The 20,257-nt window shown below is 42.6% G+C and carries 19 protein-coding genes; 10 read left to right on the forward strand and 9 right to left on the reverse strand.

Annotated elements, in window-relative coordinates; translation table 11 throughout:
• Positions 1-92 precede the first annotated feature (92 nt).
• The gene (locus tag WFY05_RS18085; protein WP_340114323.1) at positions 93-650 is read right to left on the reverse strand and encodes a DUF1697 domain-containing protein; all 558 of its coding nucleotides are present in this window, start codon (positions 648-650) and stop codon (positions 93-95) included.
• A 192-nt stretch (positions 651-842) separates the two neighbouring features.
• On the opposite strand from WFY05_RS18085, the gene WFY05_RS18090 reads away from it, so the two are divergent.
• Positions 843-2,201, forward strand: a complete 1,359-nt coding sequence (locus WFY05_RS18090; protein WP_340114324.1) for a B12-binding domain-containing radical SAM protein — start codon at positions 843-845, stop codon at positions 2,199-2,201.
• A 61-nt stretch (positions 2,202-2,262) separates the two neighbouring features.
• Positions 2,263-3,900, forward strand: a complete 1,638-nt coding sequence (locus tag WFY05_RS18095) for an alkaline phosphatase family protein (RefSeq protein ID WP_340114325.1) — start codon at positions 2,263-2,265, stop codon at positions 3,898-3,900.
• A gap of 9 nt (positions 3,901-3,909) precedes the next feature.
• Here WFY05_RS18095 and WFY05_RS18100 read toward each other — a convergent pair whose 3' ends face one another.
• A complete protein-coding gene (locus WFY05_RS18100) occupies positions 3,910-4,326 on the reverse strand; it encodes a carboxypeptidase-like regulatory domain-containing protein (RefSeq protein WP_340114326.1) in 417 nt (138 codons plus the stop codon).
• Between the two features lie 417 nt (positions 4,327-4,743).
• Here WFY05_RS18100 and nuoE point away from each other — a divergent pair, with 417 nt between their 5' ends.
• The 8 genes from nuoE (at position 4,744) to WFY05_RS18140 (ending at position 12,905) form a co-directional block, all read left to right on the forward strand.
• On the forward strand, positions 4,744-5,223 hold the full coding sequence (gene nuoE, locus WFY05_RS18105; RefSeq protein WP_340114327.1) for an NADH-quinone oxidoreductase subunit NuoE: 480 nt from the start codon (positions 4,744-4,746) through the stop codon (positions 5,221-5,223).
• A 10-nt stretch (positions 5,224-5,233) separates the two neighbouring features.
• Entirely contained in the window at positions 5,234-6,418 is a 1,185-nt protein-coding gene (locus tag WFY05_RS18110; RefSeq protein ID WP_340114328.1) for an NADH-ubiquinone oxidoreductase-F iron-sulfur binding region domain-containing protein, read from the forward strand.
• A 21-nt stretch (positions 6,419-6,439) separates the two neighbouring features.
• Entirely contained in the window at positions 6,440-8,230 is a 1,791-nt protein-coding gene (locus WFY05_RS18115; RefSeq protein WP_340114329.1) for an NADH-dependent [FeFe] hydrogenase, group A6, read from the forward strand.
• A 53-nt stretch (positions 8,231-8,283) separates the two neighbouring features.
• On the forward strand, positions 8,284-8,772 hold the full coding sequence (locus tag WFY05_RS18120; RefSeq protein ID WP_340114330.1) for a methylated-DNA--[protein]-cysteine S-methyltransferase: 489 nt from the start codon (positions 8,284-8,286) through the stop codon (positions 8,770-8,772).
• A 285-nt stretch (positions 8,773-9,057) separates the two neighbouring features.
• Positions 9,058-9,963: an alpha/beta hydrolase gene (locus WFY05_RS18125; protein WP_340114331.1), complete on the forward strand. Its 906-nt coding sequence runs from the start codon at positions 9,058-9,060 to the stop codon at positions 9,961-9,963.
• Positions 9,960-10,793, forward strand: coding sequence for an endonuclease/exonuclease/phosphatase family protein (locus tag WFY05_RS18130; RefSeq protein WP_340114332.1), 834 nt, complete (start codon positions 9,960-9,962; stop codon positions 10,791-10,793). The genes WFY05_RS18125 and WFY05_RS18130 overlap by 4 nt, the downstream gene beginning before the upstream one ends.
• 37 nt (positions 10,794-10,830) lie before the next feature.
• Positions 10,831-12,204 (forward strand): alanine/glycine:cation symporter family protein, encoded by a 1,374-nt coding sequence (locus tag WFY05_RS18135; protein WP_340114333.1) that lies wholly within the window; start codon positions 10,831-10,833, stop codon positions 12,202-12,204.
• 83 nt (positions 12,205-12,287) lie between these two features.
• The gene (locus WFY05_RS18140; RefSeq protein WP_340114334.1) at positions 12,288-12,905 is read left to right on the forward strand and encodes a YkgJ family cysteine cluster protein; all 618 of its coding nucleotides are present in this window, start codon (positions 12,288-12,290) and stop codon (positions 12,903-12,905) included.
• Positions 12,906-12,979: 74 nt separating this feature from the next.
• Here WFY05_RS18140 and WFY05_RS18145 read toward each other — a convergent pair whose 3' ends face one another.
• The 7 genes from WFY05_RS18145 to WFY05_RS18175 form a co-directional block, all read right to left on the reverse strand.
• Positions 12,980-13,402 carry an acyl-CoA thioesterase gene (locus WFY05_RS18145; protein WP_340114335.1) on the reverse strand — a complete coding sequence of 141 codons (423 nt, stop codon included), beginning with the start codon at positions 13,400-13,402 and terminating at the stop codon, positions 12,980-12,982.
• Between the two features lie 93 nt (positions 13,403-13,495).
• The gene (locus WFY05_RS18150; protein WP_340114336.1) at positions 13,496-14,110 is read right to left on the reverse strand and encodes a fumarylacetoacetate hydrolase family protein; all 615 of its coding nucleotides are present in this window, start codon (positions 14,108-14,110) and stop codon (positions 13,496-13,498) included.
• A gap of 38 nt (positions 14,111-14,148) precedes the next feature.
• Positions 14,149-14,955: an exonuclease domain-containing protein gene (locus WFY05_RS18155; RefSeq protein WP_340114337.1), complete on the reverse strand. Its 807-nt coding sequence runs from the start codon at positions 14,953-14,955 to the stop codon at positions 14,149-14,151.
• Positions 14,956-15,031: 76 nt separating this feature from the next.
• The gene (gene dnaN / locus WFY05_RS18160; RefSeq protein WP_340114338.1) at positions 15,032-16,162 is read right to left on the reverse strand and encodes a DNA polymerase III subunit beta; all 1,131 of its coding nucleotides are present in this window, start codon (positions 16,160-16,162) and stop codon (positions 15,032-15,034) included.
• A gap of 220 nt (positions 16,163-16,382) precedes the next feature.
• Positions 16,383-18,797 (reverse strand): gliding motility-associated ABC transporter substrate-binding protein GldG, encoded by a 2,415-nt coding sequence (gldG, locus tag WFY05_RS18165; RefSeq protein ID WP_340114339.1) that lies wholly within the window; start codon positions 18,795-18,797, stop codon positions 16,383-16,385.
• 13 nt (positions 18,798-18,810) lie between these two features.
• On the reverse strand, positions 18,811-19,953 hold the full coding sequence (lpxB, locus tag WFY05_RS18170; protein WP_340114340.1) for a lipid-A-disaccharide synthase: 1,143 nt from the start codon (positions 19,951-19,953) through the stop codon (positions 18,811-18,813).
• A 1-nt stretch (position 19,954) separates the two neighbouring features.
• Positions 19,955-20,257 (reverse strand): hypothetical protein, encoded by a 303-nt coding sequence (locus tag WFY05_RS18175; protein ID WP_340114341.1) that lies wholly within the window; start codon positions 20,255-20,257, stop codon positions 19,955-19,957.

Consider the following 20,257-nt stretch of genomic DNA (forward strand, 5'->3'; position numbering starts at 1 on the left):
GTGAAAACTGATCACGGACAATTTAAAGATCCTGAAACAAGTTCAGGATGACGAAAACAAGGATCTTTTTGGCAACCTCTTTTTTTGTCCGATTATCTCTCCAAACCTTCTGCCAAATCGAGCAATTTCAAGGTAGTTCTCCAGTTTCGGGTTGTTGCTGAAACCTTGAGCCGGCTTTCAATAAAATTATTGTTGAGTTTAGTTTTTCCGTAACCTCCCGGACAAAACAGATAAACTGCGTCATCGCTAAAAATAATTTCCTCCGTCTCAGCTTTCCTGGTAATTATTTCTTCTTTATCAAATTGTTCCGGCGGCTGAGCCAGAAATGTAACATGTAGATATTTGATATCTTTTGAAGGGTCCCCGGCAAACCTGTTGTTCGCTACAATGTTTCTTAATTTATTAATGCTGAGCAACAACACCGGTACATCGTAACCAAAATCCTCTTGAATTTTCTCCCCGATCATTTTTCCCGGCAAAGTTGACGCTTCCTCTTTAAACTGAAATACAATATTCCCGCTTTGAATGTATGTTGTTACTTTGCAAAAACCGAGTTCCGACAAGCTGCTCCTCAGCTTCTCCATTTTTATGAGCTTCTGGCCGCTGACGTTTATTCCGCGCAGTATACAGATGTAAGTCTTTAATTTCATGCTAAAAGGAAATGCTAAATTTCGATGATCATAACTTTCCAAACATCCTGACCGACTTATTGTTGAACGATAATGAAAATTGCTGTAAATAGTTTTTCCCACTGATTTGCCGTAACTTTATTTATTGGCTCTTCTTCTTCCGGGAAAAACCGGATTGATACTTCCAGTGACAGAAACCAAAAATCGTTGATCATGGGAAAGCAACCTTTAAAATGTGTACTGATCAACCCCACATCCCCGTTATGGCGCGTCAAATCCAAACAAAAACCGGTCAATCACAGCGTATTTCGCTTTTCAATGTTGCCCAGTTTATATGTCGCTGCATCGATGCCACCACACGTGCAAACAGAAATTGTCGACGAAGACGTTGAACCTATTGATTTTGAAACCGATGCAGACATTATAGGCGTTTCGTTTATGACCTACAATGCCCCACGAGCTTATGAAATTGGCGACATTTTCAGGGCCAAAGGTAAAGCCGTAATTTTTGGCGGATACCACCCGTCTTTTATGCCCGAAGAGGCCATTCAGCATGCCGATGCCATTTGTATTGGAGAGGCTGAATATAATGTTCCGAAAATGATTTCCGACTTTCAAAACGGCGGGCTGCAACAATTTTACGAAAGCGATCTTGTGGATCTGGCAAAATTACCAAAACTAAACAGGAACCTCATCAGAAGAAATGCTTATGTAACAACCAATGCCATGCAGGCCACACGCGGCTGTATACATCATTGTGCATTTTGCTCGGTGGCAGCTTTTAACCGCTATAAAATACGTACCCGCCCTGTTGACGAAGTCATTAAGGAACTTAATTCACTGGGGCGCCATGTTTTGTTTATGGACGATAACATCATATTAAATAAAGCATACGCAAAAGAACTATTCAAAGCAATGATACCTCTGAAAAAAAGGTGGTTCAGCCAGAGCGGTATTGGAATAGCTGCTGATGAGGAACTGCTCGACCTGGCCGCTAAAAGTGGTTGCCGGGGCTTGTTTATCGGGTTCGAGTCGCTTTCGGAAGCCACCCTTGAAGCGTATCAGAAACAACCCAACCGCAAAAAAGACTACTGCGAAGTAGTTAGAAAACTTCATAAAGCAGGCATCTCAATTTGTGGAGCGTTTGTGTTTGGAAGCGATGAAGATGGCCCGGATGTTTTCGAAACTACGCTCGACTTTTTACTGGAAAACAATGTTGAGGCACTACAATCTACTCGCTTAACTCCTTTTCCGGGTACGCCGCTTTTTAAAAGCATGGATGAGGAGGACAGAATAATCGACAAAAACTGGAGCCACTACGACTTTTTTCATGTGGTGCATCGACCAAAACTTATGGACACATCAACACTTGACTATGGCACTGCATGGGTTCAGCAACATTTTTACAGTTACAAAAACATTACAAAAAGAGTTACCAGAGCTGGTTCTTACCTCTCGCCCGAAACAATATTTAAAGCGGTTTTACCCCTTAATATCGGCTGGCGATTTAAGCTGAGTAACTATGGTGCTTTCCAACTTGGGCAAAAATTTCGTTCGCACTCAACAGTATAAAAAATGATGTTTTGTGAGCACCATTTCATTTCGTATTTTTAGCCGCTCAATCGTTTAGTTTATGAAGGCAAGTTTTCTTGGAATTTTAATTTTGGCGGCCATCTTTTCAACGCAATCTGCTAAAGCTCAGCAGAAGAGCGAAAATTACTCCGGTCCCAAAGTGGTAGTTGGAATTGTAGTTGAAAATATGCGTCCTGATTATGTTCGACGTTTTTGGAATAAATTTCAGGAAGGTGGCTTTAAGAAACTGTATTCGCAGGGAGCCGTTTGCACGAATGTAAAACTGACGCTTCACTCGCAGAACTATGCCAGTGGAACGGCCACTTTGTACACCGGTGTGCATCCTTCCATTCACGGTATCATAAACAACACCTGGTACGATCGTTTAAAAAAGAAAGAGGTGGAATGTACCGAAGACGATTACTACATTACAGTTGGTGCCGATACGGAAGAAGGAAATGCGTCACCGGTTCAACTGCTGTCGAACACCATAACCAATAATTTGAAGATACTTACCCAGGGAAAATCGAAAATCTTTAGCGCAGCCCTTAACCGCGAATCGGCTATTTTTTCTGCCGGACATGCGGCCGATGGTGCTTATTGGTTCGATATTGAGTCGGGAAGAATGATCTCCAGCTCGTTTTACATCAGTACTTTCCCCGATTGGGTGCGCCTGTTCAACAGCGAAAATTACGCCGCACGTTACAGTTACCGCAATTGGGTAACATTGTTGCCCGAAGTTGAATACACCGAAGCTTTACGTGACGATTACCTGCTCGAAAGCGGTTATTTTGGTGAGTTCAATACTTTCCCTCATACCATTAGCAAATACCTGAAGCGTACTGAAAATTTCAAGCCTTTCAAAACAACTCCGTCGGCCAACCTGATGATCAAAGATTTTGCCTTACAAATGATGGATAACGAAGAAATTGGTCAGGACAATATTACCGATTTTGTGAGTGTTGTGTTTTCGTCGATGGATTATGAGAATGGTGCTTTTGGCCCTGCATCCCTCGAAATGATGGACTCGTACCTGTATCTCGATCAGTACCTGGCTGAATTCATTAGTGGTGTTGAAGACCGCTACGGGAAAGAAAACGTGCTGTTTTTTCTTACTGCAAATACATCGGCCGCATATCCGGTCGATTACCTGAAAAATGAGTTTCATATGCCGGTCGATCATTTTAACATCGAACGTGCCATTGCGCTGCTTACCCTGTTCCTGAACAATACTTACGGCACCGAAAACTGGATAGAACATTATACCGACCTACAGGTTTATCTCGACCATGATTTGATCAAACAAAGAGGACTCGATCTGAACGAGATCAGAAATGCCGCCTCAAACTTTGTGAATCAATTCGAGGGTGTTCAGCTCGCACTGCCTTCCTATCAGCTCGAACAGGGGAGCTCGGCCAATGGTCTTCTCGAACCGCTTTACACATCGTATTACAAAAATCGCTCGGGAGATTTTCTGTATTTATTAAAAGAAGGCTGGCAACCTACCTACAAATTCAAAAATGTGAATTATAGTGACCAGTCACACATTCCGCTGGTATTCTATGGTTATAACATCCAACCTAAAGTAATTAAATCGAAATATCGTGCTGTTGATCTTGTTCCAACGCTTTCGGAATTACTGAATATTCCGGCACCGGATAAGTGCCAGGGAAGATTAATTGATGACGTATTAAAATAGAAGGAAAATTTACTTAAAATCCGATCTGCGTGATGCAGTCTTCTTTTCACTTTGCTCAATACCTGCGCGTAGGTCCGCAACATCAGCATCTTGCTTTTTCTGATTCTTACCTTTTAGTGCAGTGCGTTCGAGTTTAACCACAAAAGTCGTATCTGAAGCCAGTTCCATTTCCCACGACATTTCCTTAAAGCCTTTATTGGCAATCTGCAGATTCACCAAACTATCGCTTAATACCAGCCGGTAAAATCCATTGTGATTCGATATGGTACCAATACCACTGTTCGATTCAAAAATGCTAACGTTCTCCAGCGCCTTGCCGTTGCTGCTATCATTAACATAACCTGAGATGGTGATAAACTGTCCCCAAGTCATGCCCGGGAGGAAACTCAGTAGAAAAAAAGTGTTCGTGAGTAAAATTATTTTCATGACTAAATTGAATAACGTTTTCTGGCTACATAAATATAGACATAAAAAACCTATAAAAGGTTGCGTTAGTTCATAAAAAAGATTAAATAATCTTCAATTTTACATTACTTATTTAGATTAGATAACCCGGTGTTGGCGGTAAAAACATTTTGCATAACATAAGTTCACATGACAAATATTAGTAAATTGAGCCGAAAGAATTACATACCCATAAAAATCAACTCCTTTCATGCTGAATAACATGATGTTAACAAACATTTAATCTGTTTTTTCAAGATCGATGTATGTATTTTTGCTGTAACCGATTGAATAAAAATAGCCAAAAAAAGATGCAGCTAATCAACCGATAAAACGGTCTGACAAGACCGTTATATTTAACAATAACAACTATTAACCATTTTATAATCTTTTTCTCTCATGGATCCAATTCAAACTTTAATCAAAGATTTGGCCGACAAACACGGCCGACAACGGGAGAGTCTTTTGACGATCATTCAGGGAGTAGTGGAAAAGGAAAACTACATCTCGGAAAGATCGATGATCGAAATTGCAAAAGAAGTTGATCTTCCCGCTGCCGACGTTTATGGAACGGCCTCTTTTTATTCTTTCCTGGAAACAAAGCAGACCGGGAAGTACATCATCAGGGTGTGTAAAACCATTACGTGCTCGATGAAAGGTAAAAATCAGATTTTGTTTGCCATTAAGGAAATGCTTAAAATCAAGGAAGGTGAAACAACTCCCGACAAACGTTTTACATTGCTTGAGACCAACTGTCTGGGCTGGTGTCATAAAGCACCTGCCATGCTGATAAACGATGATGTTTACACCGAATTAACACCTGAAAAGGTGCGGGAAATATTATCGCATTACATGAAAAAAGACAATAACAATCATTAAAACAGACAGCATGTCAAATTCACACCAATTAAAGCGTGTCGATTTTATTTTCAGAAATGAAAACGACTGGGAAAAAGTGCTTTCATCAACCATAAAAAAGAAACCGCAGGACCTCATCAACGAATTGATCAGTTCGGAACTAAAGGGCAGAGGCGGTGCCGGTTTTCCTACCGGATTAAAATGGAAACTAACAGCCGAAGCAACTGCCGAAAATAAATATGTGATTTGTAACGCTGATGAGGGCGAACCCGGTACTTTTAAAGATCGCGAGATCCTTTCGAGAGTGCCCTACAAAGTGCTAACTGCAATGGCCATTTGTGGGTACATTACCGGAGCTGCCAAAGGCTACATTTACCTGCGTGGCGAATACAAGTTTTTACAACCTGAGTTACAAAAAACCATCGACGAGTTTCATTACTACTGCAATGAGATAAAGCTCGAATTCAGGATTGAAATATTTATGGGAAGCGGCGCCTACATTTGCGGCGAAGAAACCGCATTAATGGAATCGATGGAAGGAAAACGCGGCGAACCAAGGAACAAGCCTCCTTTCCCAACGCAGGCCGGTTACCTGGGAAAACCAACGGTTATTAATAATGTAGAAACCCTTGTTCACAGTTTTACTATCTTTAAATACGGCGCTAAAAAATTCTACGATCTCGGCGTACAATATTCCCGTGGTACTAAATTATTCTCGGTATCGGGCGATACACCAAAACCGGGAATTTACGAACTCGAACTAGGAATGAGTCTTCAGGATTTTGTGTACGAATTTGGCGATGGCGACACCAAAGCCGTCCAGGTTGGAGGAGCTTCCGGATTTTTGGTTCCGCGCAAAAAGTTTAAAGATGCCGCCATTGGTTTTAAAGGAAAACTAACCGGAATTTCACTTCCAACCGGTGGTTCTATGATGCTCTTTAACAGTTCGCGCTCCATGTACAATGTGCTTGATAATTACCTTGAATTTTTCCGTGAAGAATCTTGCGGACAGTGTACTCCTTGCCGGGTTGGCTGCCAGCAACTTTTGCTGGGAATAAAAGCCGTTAAACGTGGTGATAAGCCGGCCAGTTATCTCGATAAATTGATGCGCCTGACCGAGACCATGCAACTAACTGCCAAATGCGGCCTTGGTCAATCGGTAGCCAACTCATTTTCGTCAATTGTCGAGAACTTCAGGGAAGAAATGATTTATTAATGAACCCGAAAATTCAGAACAATGAGCAAAAAAATAAATATCACCATAAATGGAATGCCTGTCGAAATAGAAAAGGGCAAAACCATTCTTGAAGCCGCCGAATCCGAGGGAATAAAAATTCCTACACTTTGTTTTCATAAAGACCTTTGTGTGGCCGGTAATTGCCGTGTTTGTGTGGTCGAAGTAGCCGGACAACGCCGTCTGTCGGCAGCCTGTGCCACCCCATGCGACGACGGCATGGAGATTCTCACCAACAGCCTCAAAGTACGGAATTCAAGAAAACAGATTATCGAGTTATTGCTTTCGGAGCATAATGCCGATTGCACAAAATGTTACAAAAACGGAAATTGTGAACTGCAAACACTCTCTTCGGAATACAAGATCATGACCCAGGATTTCCTCGAACTGGTTCCGCTGAAAAAGTATTCCATCGATATGTATTCTCCATCGATTATGAAAGACGACAGTAAATGCATCCGCTGCCAACGCTGCGTTAGAACTTGTGCCGAACTTCAGGGAGTAAATGCACTAACAGTTGCACACAAAGGCGACCAAATGAAAATCACCACTTTCTTTGAAAAAGCCATGCGCGATGTAGTGTGTACCAATTGCGGACAATGTGTAAACCACTGCCCCACCGGCGCCCTGGTTGAGAAGAATTACATTGAAGAAGTTTGGGAAGCTTTGGCTGATCCGGAAAAACATGTTGTCGTTCAAACTGCTCCCGCTGTTCGCGTAGGATTGGGTGAAGAACTTGGACAGCAACCAGGCACCCGTGTTACCGGAAAAATGGTTGCGGCCTTAAAACGACTTGGCTTCGATTCTGTGCTCGATACTGATTTTACTGCCGACCTCACCATCATGGAGGAAGGTACCGAGTTGCTCACACGACTAAAAAGAGCACTTATTGATAAAGCAAAAGATGTAAGTCTTCCTATGGCTACTTCGTGCTCACCGGGTTGGATCAAATACATCGAACACATGTATCCCGAACACCTCGCTCATTTGTCGACCTGCAAATCGCCTCAGCAAATGTTTGGAGCGCTGGTAAAAACATATTATGCCAAAGCAAGAAATCTTGATCCGGATAAAATTGTTTCGGTATCGATTATGCCTTGCACAGCGAAAAAGTTTGAAGCCTTTCGTCCTGAAATGTACGACAGTGGCTATCGCGATGTCGATTATGTACTTACCACCCGCGAACTGGCAATCCTGATCAAACAAGCCGGACTCGATTTCAACAAACTCGATCCGGTGAAATACGATCGATTAATGGGTGAATCGAGCGGAGCTGCAGTGATTTTTGGTGCTACCGGAGGCGTCATGGAGGCGGCCTTACGTACCGCCTACGAAATCGTAACAGGCCGCGAAGTGCCGTTCGAAAACCTGAACATCACACCGGTTCGGGGCATGGACGGAATTCGTGAAGCCTCCATAAAAATTGAGAATCCCGTCAAAGACTGGGCATTCCTTGATGGTGTAGAGTTAAAATGCGCCGTAGCCCATGGTTTAATAAATGCAAAAACCGTTATGGATGCCGTTAAAGCAGGCACGGCCGATTACCATTTTATTGAATTTATGGCCTGCCCAGGTGGCTGTTTGGGAGGCGGCGGGCAACCGATACCGACCAATCCTGAAATCAGGCAAAAACGTGCCGAAGCCATTTATGCGGAAGATGAAGGTCTCCCCATCAGAAAGTCTCACGAAAACCCGGAAGTACAAAAATTGTACAAAGACTTCCTGAAAGAACCGCTGGGTGAAGTATCGCATCATTTATTGCATACAAAATATACCAAACGCGAACGGTATTAATTAGCCGCATAAATTCTATAAAAATCCGGTATCTTAGTGGTGCCGGATTTTTTATGGAAAATACATTCTTCACATACCTTTCTTCTCCTGTTGGCTGGCTGAAACTGACCGGTAACTCAAACTCCCTCCTGTCTGTTTCCTTTGAAGAAATGGAAGGAGATGGAAGCTCCGAATTACCTCCCATTCTCAAAAAAAGCAGGCGACAACTGGAAGAATATTTTGAGGGAATCCGAAAAGAATTCGATCTGAAACTATCTCCAGAAGGCACTGATTTTCAACAAAAAATCTGGAAGCTGGTTACCAATGTTTCTTATGGCAAAACAGCCACTTATCATGATATCTCAGTGCAATCGGGTTCAGAAAAAAGCACACGGGCAGTTGGGCTCGCCAATGGTAAAAATCCAATTCCGATTATCATCCCCTGCCACCGGATTATCGGCTCAAACGGTAAACTTACCGGATATGCCGGAGGACTGGAGCGGAAACGTTGGTTACTGCTTCATGAACAACAAAACTCACCCAAACAGGATATGCTTTTTTAGTCCCAATCGTGGACTACTTTCCCAAATAAGAACATCAAGGAACATTCCCTGTTTTTTTATTTCACTGAAAATCAGCGATACACTTTTTTTGGTCCGACTTTTGGCATAGGTGAAATGAAATCAGGAAGATAAAAAGGTAAAAAATTGGGAAACCTTGAAATGGAACTCACACGGGTTCCATTTTTCTTTTGCACACGTTGAGCTTATCTGCTATATTCACAAAAAAAATTTATGGTCCGCACATACATAACATTCGGTTTGTTTTTCCTGCTATCCTTGTCACTTGTGGCCCAAGAAAGATACCAGAGCGACTGGTTTGATGAGATTCGGGTAGAAACCTACACATATACCACAAAGGATGGCGAGAATCTTGATTTGGATATTTATCTTCCACAGGCGGATGCCGAAACCGAACGCGCAACACTGATTTATGTTCATGGGGGAGGTTTTAGTGGCGGAGCCCGTGACCTGGAAGATATCAAAGAATTTTGTAATCGGATGGCCAATTACGGATACGTTGTTGCATCGATTTCATATCGACTTACACGTAAAGGCGAACCTACAGGTTTTGGATGCAACTGCCCGGCTACCGATAAAATAAACACGTTTAATGCGGCGGTTGAAGACGTTCAGGATGCCACTTTCTTTTTGATAGAAAACAGGCATCAGTTTGGGATCGATCCGCAAAAGATCATACTGGCGGGCAGCAGTGCAGGGGCCGAGACGGTTTTAAATACTGCCTATCAACCGCCTTATTGTTACGGACTCGATTCAGGTCCGGTATCGTATGCGGGTGTTATCAGCATGGCAGGTGCCATTCCTGATACTACCGTAATTTATGACGAATCAGCCGTTCCATCCTTGCTCTTTCATGGCACCGACGACGACCTCGTTCCTTATGGCACGGCTCCTCATCATTATTGTGAAAAAGGCAGTCCGGGCTACCTTGTGTTGAATGGTTCGTACCCCATTGCAGAAAAACTGGAAAAATTGAATGTACCCTACTGGCTGCACACCACGTGTGGTGCAGGGCACGAAATAGCCAGTACGCCCATTAAAGAGTACCGCGATGTGATTGTTGAATTCTGTTTTAACTACGTGATTAAAAACGAAGGTGACGATCGGCGAACCATCATCGAAGGAGAACAAAACACCGGTAAGTACGCTCAATATAACTTCTGTACAGAATGAAAAAACTGATTCTTTTTATCATGGTTATCCTGCCCATTGGCTTGTTTGCTCAGCAGATCGATGTGATGTCGTTTAATATCCGCTACAACACATCTAACGACGGCATTAACGCATGGCCGAACAGAATTGAAATGGTAAATGGATTGTTGAATTTTTACGAACCGGGAATTTTTGGTTTACAAGAAGCGCTTTACGGCCAAATTCAGGATATACAAAAAGGACTACCCGATTACAAATGGTTTGGCGTAGGTCGTGATGATGGAGACAAAGCCGGCGAATTTATCCCAATCTTTTATAACACAAAAAAATTTATCCTAATTGAAAGCGGGCATTTTTGGTTATCGGAGAATTGCGAAAAACCGGGTTTAGGCTGGGACGCCGCCTGCAATCGCATAACAACCTGGGGTAAATTTCAATCGAAAGTTACGGGCAAACAATTCTTTGTCTTCAATACCCATTTCGATCATATGGGAGTGGAAGCCCGTAAAAATTCGGCAAAGCTTATTCACGATAAGATCAATGAATTTACGGCTCATTCGGGAATGCCGGTTATCCTGACCGGTGACTTTAACCTCAGTCCTGAAACTGAACCGATTGCGATGATCAAAAAGTATTTATCCGATAGTCGCGAGATTTCGGAGGAAGCACCCTACGGACCCGTTGGAACCTACAATGGATTTAAGCCCGGATCGGAAGGTCAAAACCGCATCGATTATATTTTTGTCAATGATAAAGTAAAAGTGCTGAAATACGCCGCAATCAGCGACACCAAAGAAAACCGATCTCCTTCCGATCATTTACCCGTATTTGTTAAATTGCAGTTGAAATAAAATTGCAATTCTGCGGCATTTCTTCTTTCTTAGTGCGATGTTTGAAAAGATTGGCGAACTCATCATTACGGTCTCCGATGGAATTTGGGGTGCCCCCATCCTCATTCTCTTGCTTGGCGGCGGTTTCTATTTCCTGGTTTATTCGCGTTTGGCACCTTTGCGTTACATAGGTCACGCCCTAAAGATTCTTACAGGAAAATACGACGATCCGAATGAGGCCGGTCAATTGCGCCACTACCAGGCACTCTCTACCGCTCTTGCCGGTACCGTTGGAATGGGAAATATAAGTGGTGTTGCCGTGGCCATAACTATGGGCGGCCCCGGAGCAATTTTCTGGATGTGGATTTCGGCACTGCTTGGCATTAGCACCAAGTTTTTTACCTGTTCGCTGGCCGTTATGTTTCGGGGAAAAGATTCTGCGGGTGAAATTCAGGGTGGTCCCATGTATTACATCACCGAAGGACTTGGAAAAAACTGGCGCCCCGTAGCCGTATTTTTCTCGATAATGGCCATGATAGGTGTATCACCACTTTTCCAGGCCAATCAACTCACCCAGATGATACGCGATGTAGTTTTGGTTCCAAACAACATTGGTGATTCCTTCACTTCCGATCTTGTTACCGGAATTGTAATCGCCATAGTTGTCGGGCTGGTTGTTATTGGTGGTATTAAACGAATTGGAAAAGTTACCGGAAGACTCGTGCCTACAATGGTTGTGGTTTATACAGTAACCGTACTCTACGTTATATTTTCACATCCTTCCGCAATAATTCCTGCATTTAGAACCATTTTCGAAGATGCCTTTACAGGAAATGCAGTCCTGGGAGGATCACTCGGAGCCATAATAATTACAGGTGTGCGGCGTGCTGCTTTTTCAAACGAAGCCGGACTAGGAACCGCGCCAATGGCACATGGCGCCGCCAAAACCAACGAGCCCATTCGCGAAGGATTGGTTGCTATGCTCGGGCCGATAATTGATACCATAATCGTTTGTACCATGACCGCACTGGCTATAATTGTTACGAATACCTGGGTTGAAAGTAGTGCTGACGGAATTACACTCACTGCTCATGCTTTTGATTCGGCCATCCCTTTTGTCGGAAAATACATCCTCTCCATTTGTGCGATTTTCTTTTCCATGTCAACCATGTTTGCCTTTCCGTATTATGGCGTAAAATGCCTGGGTTTTGTTGCCGGAGTAAAGTACCAGCACATCTACAACTATATTTTTGTGGCTGTTATTCTCATCGGTGCGGTTTCAAACTTAAGAGTAATAATTGGTCTCATCGATATTTCATTTGCGCTGATGGCTTTCCCAACAGTAATTACCGCAGTACTGCTTTCGCCACATGTAAAGCGGGCGGCCAAGGATTATTTTATTCGCTTAAAAGCCGAGAAAATGAATTTCTGATCCGGTTTTCCACAATTTTGCGTTGTCAATCTTTTTGTATTCCTTAAATTGGTAAGACCTTAATTTCAATCCTTTCGGTGAATATGGAAAACATTGTTAAAGCCTTCTACCACGACGGATACCAGTTGGGGATGAAAGCTACCAAAAGTGGAATTACCGCAGAAGGCACATTCGACGCACTTCAGGAAATGTATGCTGCTATTGATAATCTGAATGATTCCTTGTTAGATCTTGCCCGCCAGCAAGGTCAGCCCATTCACTGTAAAAAGGGGTGCTCGTGGTGTTGTCACCAACCGATATTCGCACTCGAATACGAACTGGATTATCTGAAAGCTTATATTCTAAACAATTTTTCAGGACAGGAACAAGATGCTATCAGCAAGCGGGCGGCAGCAAAAAACGACAAACTGAAAAACCTGAAAGATGATGCGCTGCTGAATTCAAAATCGCCATGCCCATTATTGAAGGACGGAACTTGTACAACTTACACAGTCCGGCCGATGGCCTGCCGAATATACCTTTCAACGAATGTAGATAGCTGTCTCAGGTTTTACAACCACCCGGAAGATAAATCGAGTTACCCTGCCCTGCTTGATTTCCCGATGCGCGCCGGACGAATGATGAACGAAGGATTTAAAGCTGCATTAAAATCGGCAGGGGCTAAAGTTGAAGAATTTAGAATAGAGGAAAAACTATGCTAATCAAATAGTATTGAAGCGGTCTTAACCTTTTGATAAGCCTAAACATCGTGATTCGACCAGAATATCATCACGTTCTAAATTGTCTCTATTTCAATCCCTGCTTCTCTGAATTTATCCTCCAGTATATCCGGCGAAATGGGTCTTCGGTTACGAGTGAGTACCGATGTAATCTTTGCAGCTACCATCAATTTTTCGTCGCTTTTCCGAACAACCTGCTGATTGAAAATAATACGTAACCGACCTTGCTTAGCCATTTTTAAGCGTACCAGGAAATCATCGGCCGGACGAAGCGGAAACTTGTAATCCAGTTCTGCCCTGATCACTACCGCATCGATTCCTTCATCATGTAATTGCGCAAAATCGAGCCCAACGTGATGCAAAAATTTATGCCGGCAATGCTCAAGGTAATTCTGATACACCGAGTTGTTAACTATGCCCTGCAAATCGCATTCGTAATCGCGTACCTGGAGTTCTATTTCGAAGTGATGATCTCTCATTTTTTAGTGATTTGTTGTGATTGATGGAGATTGATAGAGATTCAAACCTAAAAAACAATAAACCTCTAAAAATCGCAAGCAATCACGTTCTTATTACTTTACCTCAAAATCAAGTAATTTCTTGTTCTCGAGGTATCCTTCCAGGTGATCGCCAATTTGTACCGGGCCAACTCCAGCCGGCGTTCCGGTATAAATCAGGTCGCCAATTTTCAGGGTAATGTATTTCGAAACGTGCGAGATAATCTCATCGAAACCAAAAATCATCAAACCGGAATCGCCTTGTTGCGCAGCTTTTCCATTTATATCTAATTTAAACTGAATGGATTCATCGTCGGGAAAAATGTTTTTCGATAAAAAGTTGCTGCTTATCACAGCTGAACTGTCGAATGCTTTTGATTTTTCCCACGGTAATCCTTTTTCCCTGAGTTGCTGTTGGACATCGCGTGCCGTAAAATCGATTCCCAGCCCAATTTCATCGTAATAACGATGGGCGAAACGCTTTTCAATATTTTTACCGATGCGGTTAATCTTGATCACCAGCTCAATTTCATGATGCAGATCTTTTGTCCATTCAGGAATATAAAACGGATCGTTATTACGCAGCAGCGCTGAATCGGGTTTCATAAAAAAGATCGGTTCTTCAGGCAGATCATTACCAAGTTCTTTGGCATGTTCCACATAATTTCGGCCAATGCAAATAATTTTCATGATCTAAGCTTTTGGCTGCGAGCTTCAAGCCTCAGGCTTTACTTGCTCATCATTTTTAATTTTAACTGTGTAAGCACCTTTTTAGTGTACAATGGAAATTCGCTGTTTAGTATCCATCCAAAATACCCCGGTTGTTCTTCCAAAACCTGTTCAACCGGCACTCCTTTGTTCTTTCCAAAATTAAAAACCGGCACACCATCATCGTTGTACACAATGCGGCCAACAAAATCAATGTTTCGATCATACGATGAGAACTCACTCAGCTGATCCACATCGTTGACTATTGGAGTTGATTTCACGCCTTTATTATCCTCGTATTCAACATCTTTATAAACATCGAGCTGCGATTTCAAAACTTCATAGGTGGCTTTTGTATCGGCCATGGCACTGTGCGCATCGGTAAGTTCCTGGCCACAATAAAATTTGTACGCAGCCGCCAAAGTGCGTTTCTCCATTTTGTGGAAAATAGCCTGCACATCTATAAATTTTCGCTTTTTCAAATCGATATCCGCTTCGGCCCTTAAAAATTCCTCGGCCAGTAAAGGAATATCAAAACGATTGGAATTAAAACCTCCCAGGTCGCAGCCCTCGAGAAATTGTGCCAGTATTTTTGCTACTTCTTTAAAAGTAGGCGCGTCTTTAATGTCTTCATCGTAGATCCCGTGAATTAAAGAAGCTTCTTCAGGAATGGGCATTTCAGGATTCAGCCTGTAAAGCTTTTCTTCCTCTGTGCCATCCACATTCACTTTAATGAGGGCAATTTCTACGATACGGTCGGTAACAATGTTAATTCCCGTAGTTTCGAGATCGAGAAAAACGATCGGATTTTTTAATTGTAACTGCATGAGCTGGTATGAATTAAAAAAGGTACCCTAAAACCTGCTGATTTCCGGATACCTTCTCTCTGTTTCTTAATTGTGATTATGCATTGATCATCATCGGCATTAGCAACATCAACATGTCTTCATCTTCATCATCGGTTTCGGCCGGCAGTAACAATCCGGCTCGCGTGGGATCGCTCAGTTCAACCTGAACATCGCCCGTTGAAATGTTGGTAAGAATCTCCTGCAGGAAGGTGGATTTGAATCCGATTTCAATTTCATCCCCTTCGTACTCGCAACTGAGTTTTTCTACCGCTGAAATTGAAAAATCAATGTCCTGTGCAGAAACCACAAGCTGACCTTCGTTGATGTTCAATTTTATAAGGTTACTGGCCTGATTTGAGAAGACTGAAACCCGCTTCACCGTATTGAAGAAGTTCAAACGGTCGATAATCATTTTATTCGGATTATTGGTTGGGATAACCGAATTGTAACTTGGGTAATTTCCTTCAACCAGCCGGCAAATAAGTTTATAATTACTAAGCGTAAAGAATGCATTTTTTTCGTCGAATTCCATTTTCACATCGAATTCCTCTTTTGGCAACAAACCTTTTAGCAGACTTGCCGGTTTTTTAGGAAGGATGAACGACGATTCAAATTCAGCCTTTGCATCCATTCTTCTGTAGCGCACCAGTTTGTGTGCATCCGATGCCACAAAGCTCATATAATCGGGGGATAATTCAACGTAAATACCGTTCATTACCGGACGCAGTTCATCGTCGGCGGTTGCAAACAAAGTTTTTTCGATTCCTTTTAACAGAGCCATGTGGCTCACTTCAATCGACGAAGCGGCTTCCTCATCCAATTCCGGTTGCTCCGGGAAGTCTTCCGCATCCTGTCCCATGATACTGAACTTACCATTGTCGGAGAAAATCTCAACCTGGAAGGATTCGGCATCAATCTGGAAAGTAAGTGGCTGCTCGGGAAATTCCTTCAAGGTATCGGTTATTAATTTCGCCGGAACCGCAACCGCACCTTCGCCTTCAATATTATCCAACTCAAGACTTGTGATCAGTGTTGATTCGAGGTCGGATGCAGTTATCGTTAATTCTGTTTCGCTAAGCTGAAACAAGAAATTATCAAGGATCGGCATGGTGCTTTTACTGCTGATAACCTTGCTGATTGCCGAAAGATGACTTAGTAATTCGGTGCTGGAAACTACAAACTTCATTTGCTATTTTTTTATTTGAATTAAGCAGAAAATAAAATTCAGTAAAGTGCTAAATTAAGCTCAAAAAGTGAATTTCATTTACAGACTTGTTTCTGTTTTAATTGTTGTTTTTTTGATTTATATCTACCGCGCTGGCTTGTAAAAAGCTCTAATCCTTCAACACGAATATACAAACTTTAATGATATTACCTATCACGAATTTATTGAATTTACCCTGAATTTATGAACGCACGTAACGTCGTTTTCGAATGAAGTTATACAGTACTCCAAAAATCGCCAAAAACAAAATGGGCACCAATACGTTCAGCCACTGCCAAAAGGCTTTTTCTTCGCGCAAAAGCACCTCGTCGAGCAGGCGTAATTTTAAAGTCCGGTTGCGCAGTTGCATCACTCCCCTGTCGTCGTTCAGGTAAAAAATGGTGTTCATCAAAAATTCCTTATTCCCCCAAACACGGTTCGCCACCCGGTCGTAGCCCAACTGCTGTATTTGCGGCGATTGTCCCGAGTAATTCACCTTGTTGGCGATCATGCCGGCATCGGCAATTACCACCATTTTTGTTGGCTTACTTTCGTTGAGCACAGCCGACGATGAAAAACCAAATTGTTCGACCATCCTGTTTTGGTAAAGCGAATTGAACGTGCCTTCAACTAAAACACCTACCGGAATAAAAGATTCGTTAAACAACTCGCGTGCTGGTGGATTATTGATATTTTGGAGACTCACTGATGAAGGCGATTTCACCCGGCGGGCATAAGGAGATGTAGATAAGATCACCGTTTTTCCCAATTGCTCATTGTCCGATACGGTATCAACAGAAGAAACATATTCGGTATACACTTTATTGAGGTTCCGGCTTAGCGGATGATTATCGTTTGGGACCAAAAGCGGCGAGTAATACCACGGATGCGGGGTAAATTGCGGTTGAGCACCAAGAGGTGCTGTGTTCACGACAATTTGGGCACAAACCACGTCTTGCAACAACTCGTAATTTAAGCGAACGCCATATTTAAACAGCTGGTCGCCCAGGTTGATATCGTGCGGAAAGGCAAATGTACGGAATCCGCGCGACAGGCTGTCGGTATTGATTTGCACAGGGTCGATCAACCAAACTACTTTTCCGCCATTCATAATGTACTGATCGATAATGAATTTATCGTCCTCTTCAAAGCGCTCATCGGGCCCGGCCACAATCAGAATATCAAAATTATCGGCATATTCGCCCAGTGTTTGTGTTGAAATTCGTTTCACATCGAAATCGCCCGAAAGCGAGTTAGCGAAATCCATCACCCTGTACATGTCGAATTCGCCATGACCTTCGAGAAAAGCAACAGTCGATTGTTTGGTACGTTGAAGTTTCTGAAATGCATTCACCAATTCAAATTCCACACTTTCAACAGAATGATTGATATTGTATAGGCCGGAAAAATCAAGGTTATTTTTCAAAAAGTTTACGGCAACTTCTTTCCCTCCCATTCGAATCAACGCTCCGGGAAAGATCAGTTTCGAAGTCACGCCCTGGTCGGTTTTATGTCGAAAGCTGGTTGGTTGTATTCCTTTTTCGTACAACTCATCGATCAGTGCTTCACGCTGTTCTTTGTTCCCAATTCGGTACGGATCGGTAATCTTCAGGCGTATAGGTTGGTCGGCATACGAATTTAAAACCGCTATTTTTTCAAGAACTTCGCGCTGCAATTTTTTTAATCCCGGCTCCAATTCTCCTTCCAGAAAAAATTCGATGGAAACCGGTTCGGGAATTTCGGCTGCAATTTGCTTACTCACCGGAGCCAGCGAATAGCGTTTATCGACGGTAAGATCGATGCGATATAAAAAATTAGTTGAGCCAAAAAACACGATCAGTGCGGCCAAACCAATAATTACAGCGCGTTTGCGATGCTTCCATGATTTTAATTTTCCTTTGCGCAACACCAATGTGGTAGCGTACAGAAAAAGAAATGCCATTCCGAGGAAATACACTGTATCCTGCAAATCAATCACACCTCTTGAAGCCGACAAATAATGCTCGTTTATGCTAAACCAAAGTAAAATTTGTTCTAACAAATAGGGAATTTCGGAAGATGCGATAAACTCAAAACCCAGATAGAAAACAAATGAAACCGCCATAGCCAGTATAAAACTCACGATCTGATTATCGTTAATCGACGAAGCAAAAACACCAATAGCTACATAAATGGCAGCCAGGAAAAACAGACCAAAAAACGAGCCCCAGGTTGCTCCAACATCAATACTGCCCACCGGATTCCCGAGGTAGTAAACCGATAAAAAATACAGAAGAGTTGGTATAAGCGAGAAAAGAACCAATACCATACCGGCCAGAAACTTGGCCAGGACCAATTTAAAATCGGATAGCGGGCGGGTCAATAAAATTTCGATGGTGCCGCTTCTTTTTTCGTCGGCAAAAAAGCGCATGGTAATAGCAGGCACTAAAAAAAGATACAACCACGGTGCCAATAGGAAAAGCGGTTCGAGCGTGGCATAGCCGCTGTTGGGAATGTTATAGGTTCCGGGAAACACCCACAAAAACAATCCACTAACAAGCAGGAACACAAAAACAGCCAGGTAGCCGATCAGTGATCCAAGAAAAGTTTTTATTTCTTTTTTAAATAAACTATACACCTTAAGTCAGAATTTATTTTTCAGCATTTAAAGTTAACAGTTCTGTCATTTTTTGTGCAGCGCGTTTCGAACACCCCGGTTCACCCATCAATTCAGCCAATTGCTCGTAATCAGCTAAAATTCGGGTCCGATATTCATCAGAAAAAAGGAGCTTTTGCATTTCGCTTTTTACATTGGCAAAAGTCATTTTCTTTTGCACGTATTCCTTTACTATTTCCCGGTCCATAATGATATTTGGCAAGGAAACTCCGGCCATTTTAAAAATAAAATTTCGAAACACGAAATCTGTCAACCAGCCGCCTTCCACCTTGTAAATTACAGTTTGCGGGACCCGAAACAAAGCGGTTTCGAGCGCAGCAGTACCGGAAGCTACCAAGGCAGCATGTGCATTATTCAGCATATCGTAAGTTTGGTCGTAAATCAACCGCACGCCGGAATCCTTGAGAATATTCTTATATAGATCGCCACCAACACTTTTTACGCCGGCAACCACAAACTGAAAATCGGGGAAAGTAGTTGCGATTCGAATCATTAATGGCAGCGTGCGCTTGATTTCCTGTACCCGGCTTCCGGCCAGTAAGGCTACAACCGGTCTTTCGTCGAGTTGATTACTGGCACGAAATTTTTTTTCGCTCAACGCATTTTCCTTAAAACTTTTGAGTGAATCCATCAAAGGATTTCCCACATAATGAACATCGATGTTATGTTTTTTGTAAAATCCGGTTTCAAAAGGAAAAATGGTGAACATCTCATCAACATATTCCCGGATCTTTTTTACACGGAACTCTTTCCAGGCCCAGAGTTTTGGCGAAATGTAGTAGAAAACTTTTAGGTGATGCTGCTTCACAAATTCGGCAATTCGCAGGTTAAACCCAGGGTAATCGATAAGAATAAGCACATCGGGCTGAAATTGCAGGATGTCTTTTTTACAAAGCTCCAGGTTTTTGCCGATGGTACGCAAATTCAGGATGACATTCAAGAATCCCATGAATGCCATTTCGCGGTAGTGTTTCACCAGTTGGCCGCCAACGGCCTGCATAAGATCACCGCCAAAAAAGCGAAACTCAGCAGATTTGTCTGCAGCGGCTAATTCCTTCATCAGATTTGATCCGTGCAAATCGCCCGACGCTTCACCTGCAATAATGTAGTAGCGCATATTAAAAGGCCCTTGAAATTAACACTACAAATGCGTATAGCAGCGTTGCTGCGAGAACACCGCGGGCAGCTTTCTCGTATTGTAAATGAAGAAAGCCCCAAAATATAGCCAGATTAGCAAAAATACAAAGGCTTCCCACTTTCAACAAAACACGAATTTTCCAGAGACTTTCCAGGTAATCGGAAAATGCTACCGAACTGTCGTTAACGAGGTACACAATAACAAAAATAAACAGTGGCAATACCAAACCGGCCAACATACCAATTCCTAATTTATCAAGTTTATTCCCGCGACTTCGTTGCAT

The organism is Maribellus mangrovi, from assembly GCF_037646455.1.
Lineage (GTDB): Bacteria > Bacteroidota > Bacteroidia > Bacteroidales > Prolixibacteraceae > Draconibacterium > Draconibacterium mangrovi_A.

Excerpts from the sequence above, each read along its gene's own strand:
- WFY05_RS18095 (WP_340114325.1), top strand. The coding sequence starts at position 2,263 with ATGAAGGCAAGTTTTCTTGGAATTTTAATTTTGGCGGCCATCTTTTCA.
- WFY05_RS18110 (WP_340114328.1), top strand. The coding sequence starts at position 5,234 with ATGTCAAATTCACACCAATTAAAGCGTGTCGATTTTATTTTCAGAAAT.
- nuoE (WP_340114327.1), top strand. The coding sequence starts at position 4,744 with ATGGATCCAATTCAAACTTTAATCAAAGATTTGGCCGACAAACACGGC.
- lpxB (WP_340114340.1), bottom strand. The coding sequence starts at position 19,953 with ATGCGCTACTACATTATTGCAGGTGAAGCGTCGGGCGATTTGCACGGA.
- WFY05_RS18085 (WP_340114323.1), bottom strand. The coding sequence starts at position 650 with ATGAAATTAAAGACTTACATCTGTATACTGCGCGGAATAAACGTCAGC.
- WFY05_RS18140 (WP_340114334.1), top strand. The coding sequence starts at position 12,288 with ATGGAAAACATTGTTAAAGCCTTCTACCACGACGGATACCAGTTGGGG.
- WFY05_RS18100 (WP_340114326.1), bottom strand. The coding sequence starts at position 4,326 with ATGAAAATAATTTTACTCACGAACACTTTTTTTCTACTGAGTTTCCTC.
- WFY05_RS18145 (WP_340114335.1), bottom strand. The coding sequence starts at position 13,402 with ATGAGAGATCATCACTTCGAAATAGAACTCCAGGTACGCGATTACGAA.
- WFY05_RS18135 (WP_340114333.1), top strand. The coding sequence starts at position 10,831 with ATGTTTGAAAAGATTGGCGAACTCATCATTACGGTCTCCGATGGAATT.
- WFY05_RS18175 (WP_340114341.1), bottom strand. The coding sequence starts at position 20,257 with ATGCAACGAAGTCGCGGGAATAAACTTGATAAATTAGGAATTGGTATG.
- dnaN (WP_340114338.1), bottom strand. The coding sequence starts at position 16,162 with ATGAAGTTTGTAGTTTCCAGCACCGAATTACTAAGTCATCTTTCGGCA.
- WFY05_RS18090 (WP_340114324.1), top strand. The coding sequence starts at position 843 with ATGGGAAAGCAACCTTTAAAATGTGTACTGATCAACCCCACATCCCCG.
- WFY05_RS18155 (WP_340114337.1), bottom strand. The coding sequence starts at position 14,955 with ATGCAGTTACAATTAAAAAATCCGATCGTTTTTCTCGATCTCGAAACT.
- WFY05_RS18130 (WP_340114332.1), top strand. The coding sequence starts at position 9,960 with ATGAAAAAACTGATTCTTTTTATCATGGTTATCCTGCCCATTGGCTTG.
- WFY05_RS18150 (WP_340114336.1), bottom strand. The coding sequence starts at position 14,110 with ATGAAAATTATTTGCATTGGCCGAAATTATGTGGAACATGCCAAAGAA.
- WFY05_RS18120 (WP_340114330.1), top strand. The coding sequence starts at position 8,284 with ATGGAAAATACATTCTTCACATACCTTTCTTCTCCTGTTGGCTGGCTG.
- WFY05_RS18115 (WP_340114329.1), top strand. The coding sequence starts at position 6,440 with ATGAGCAAAAAAATAAATATCACCATAAATGGAATGCCTGTCGAAATA.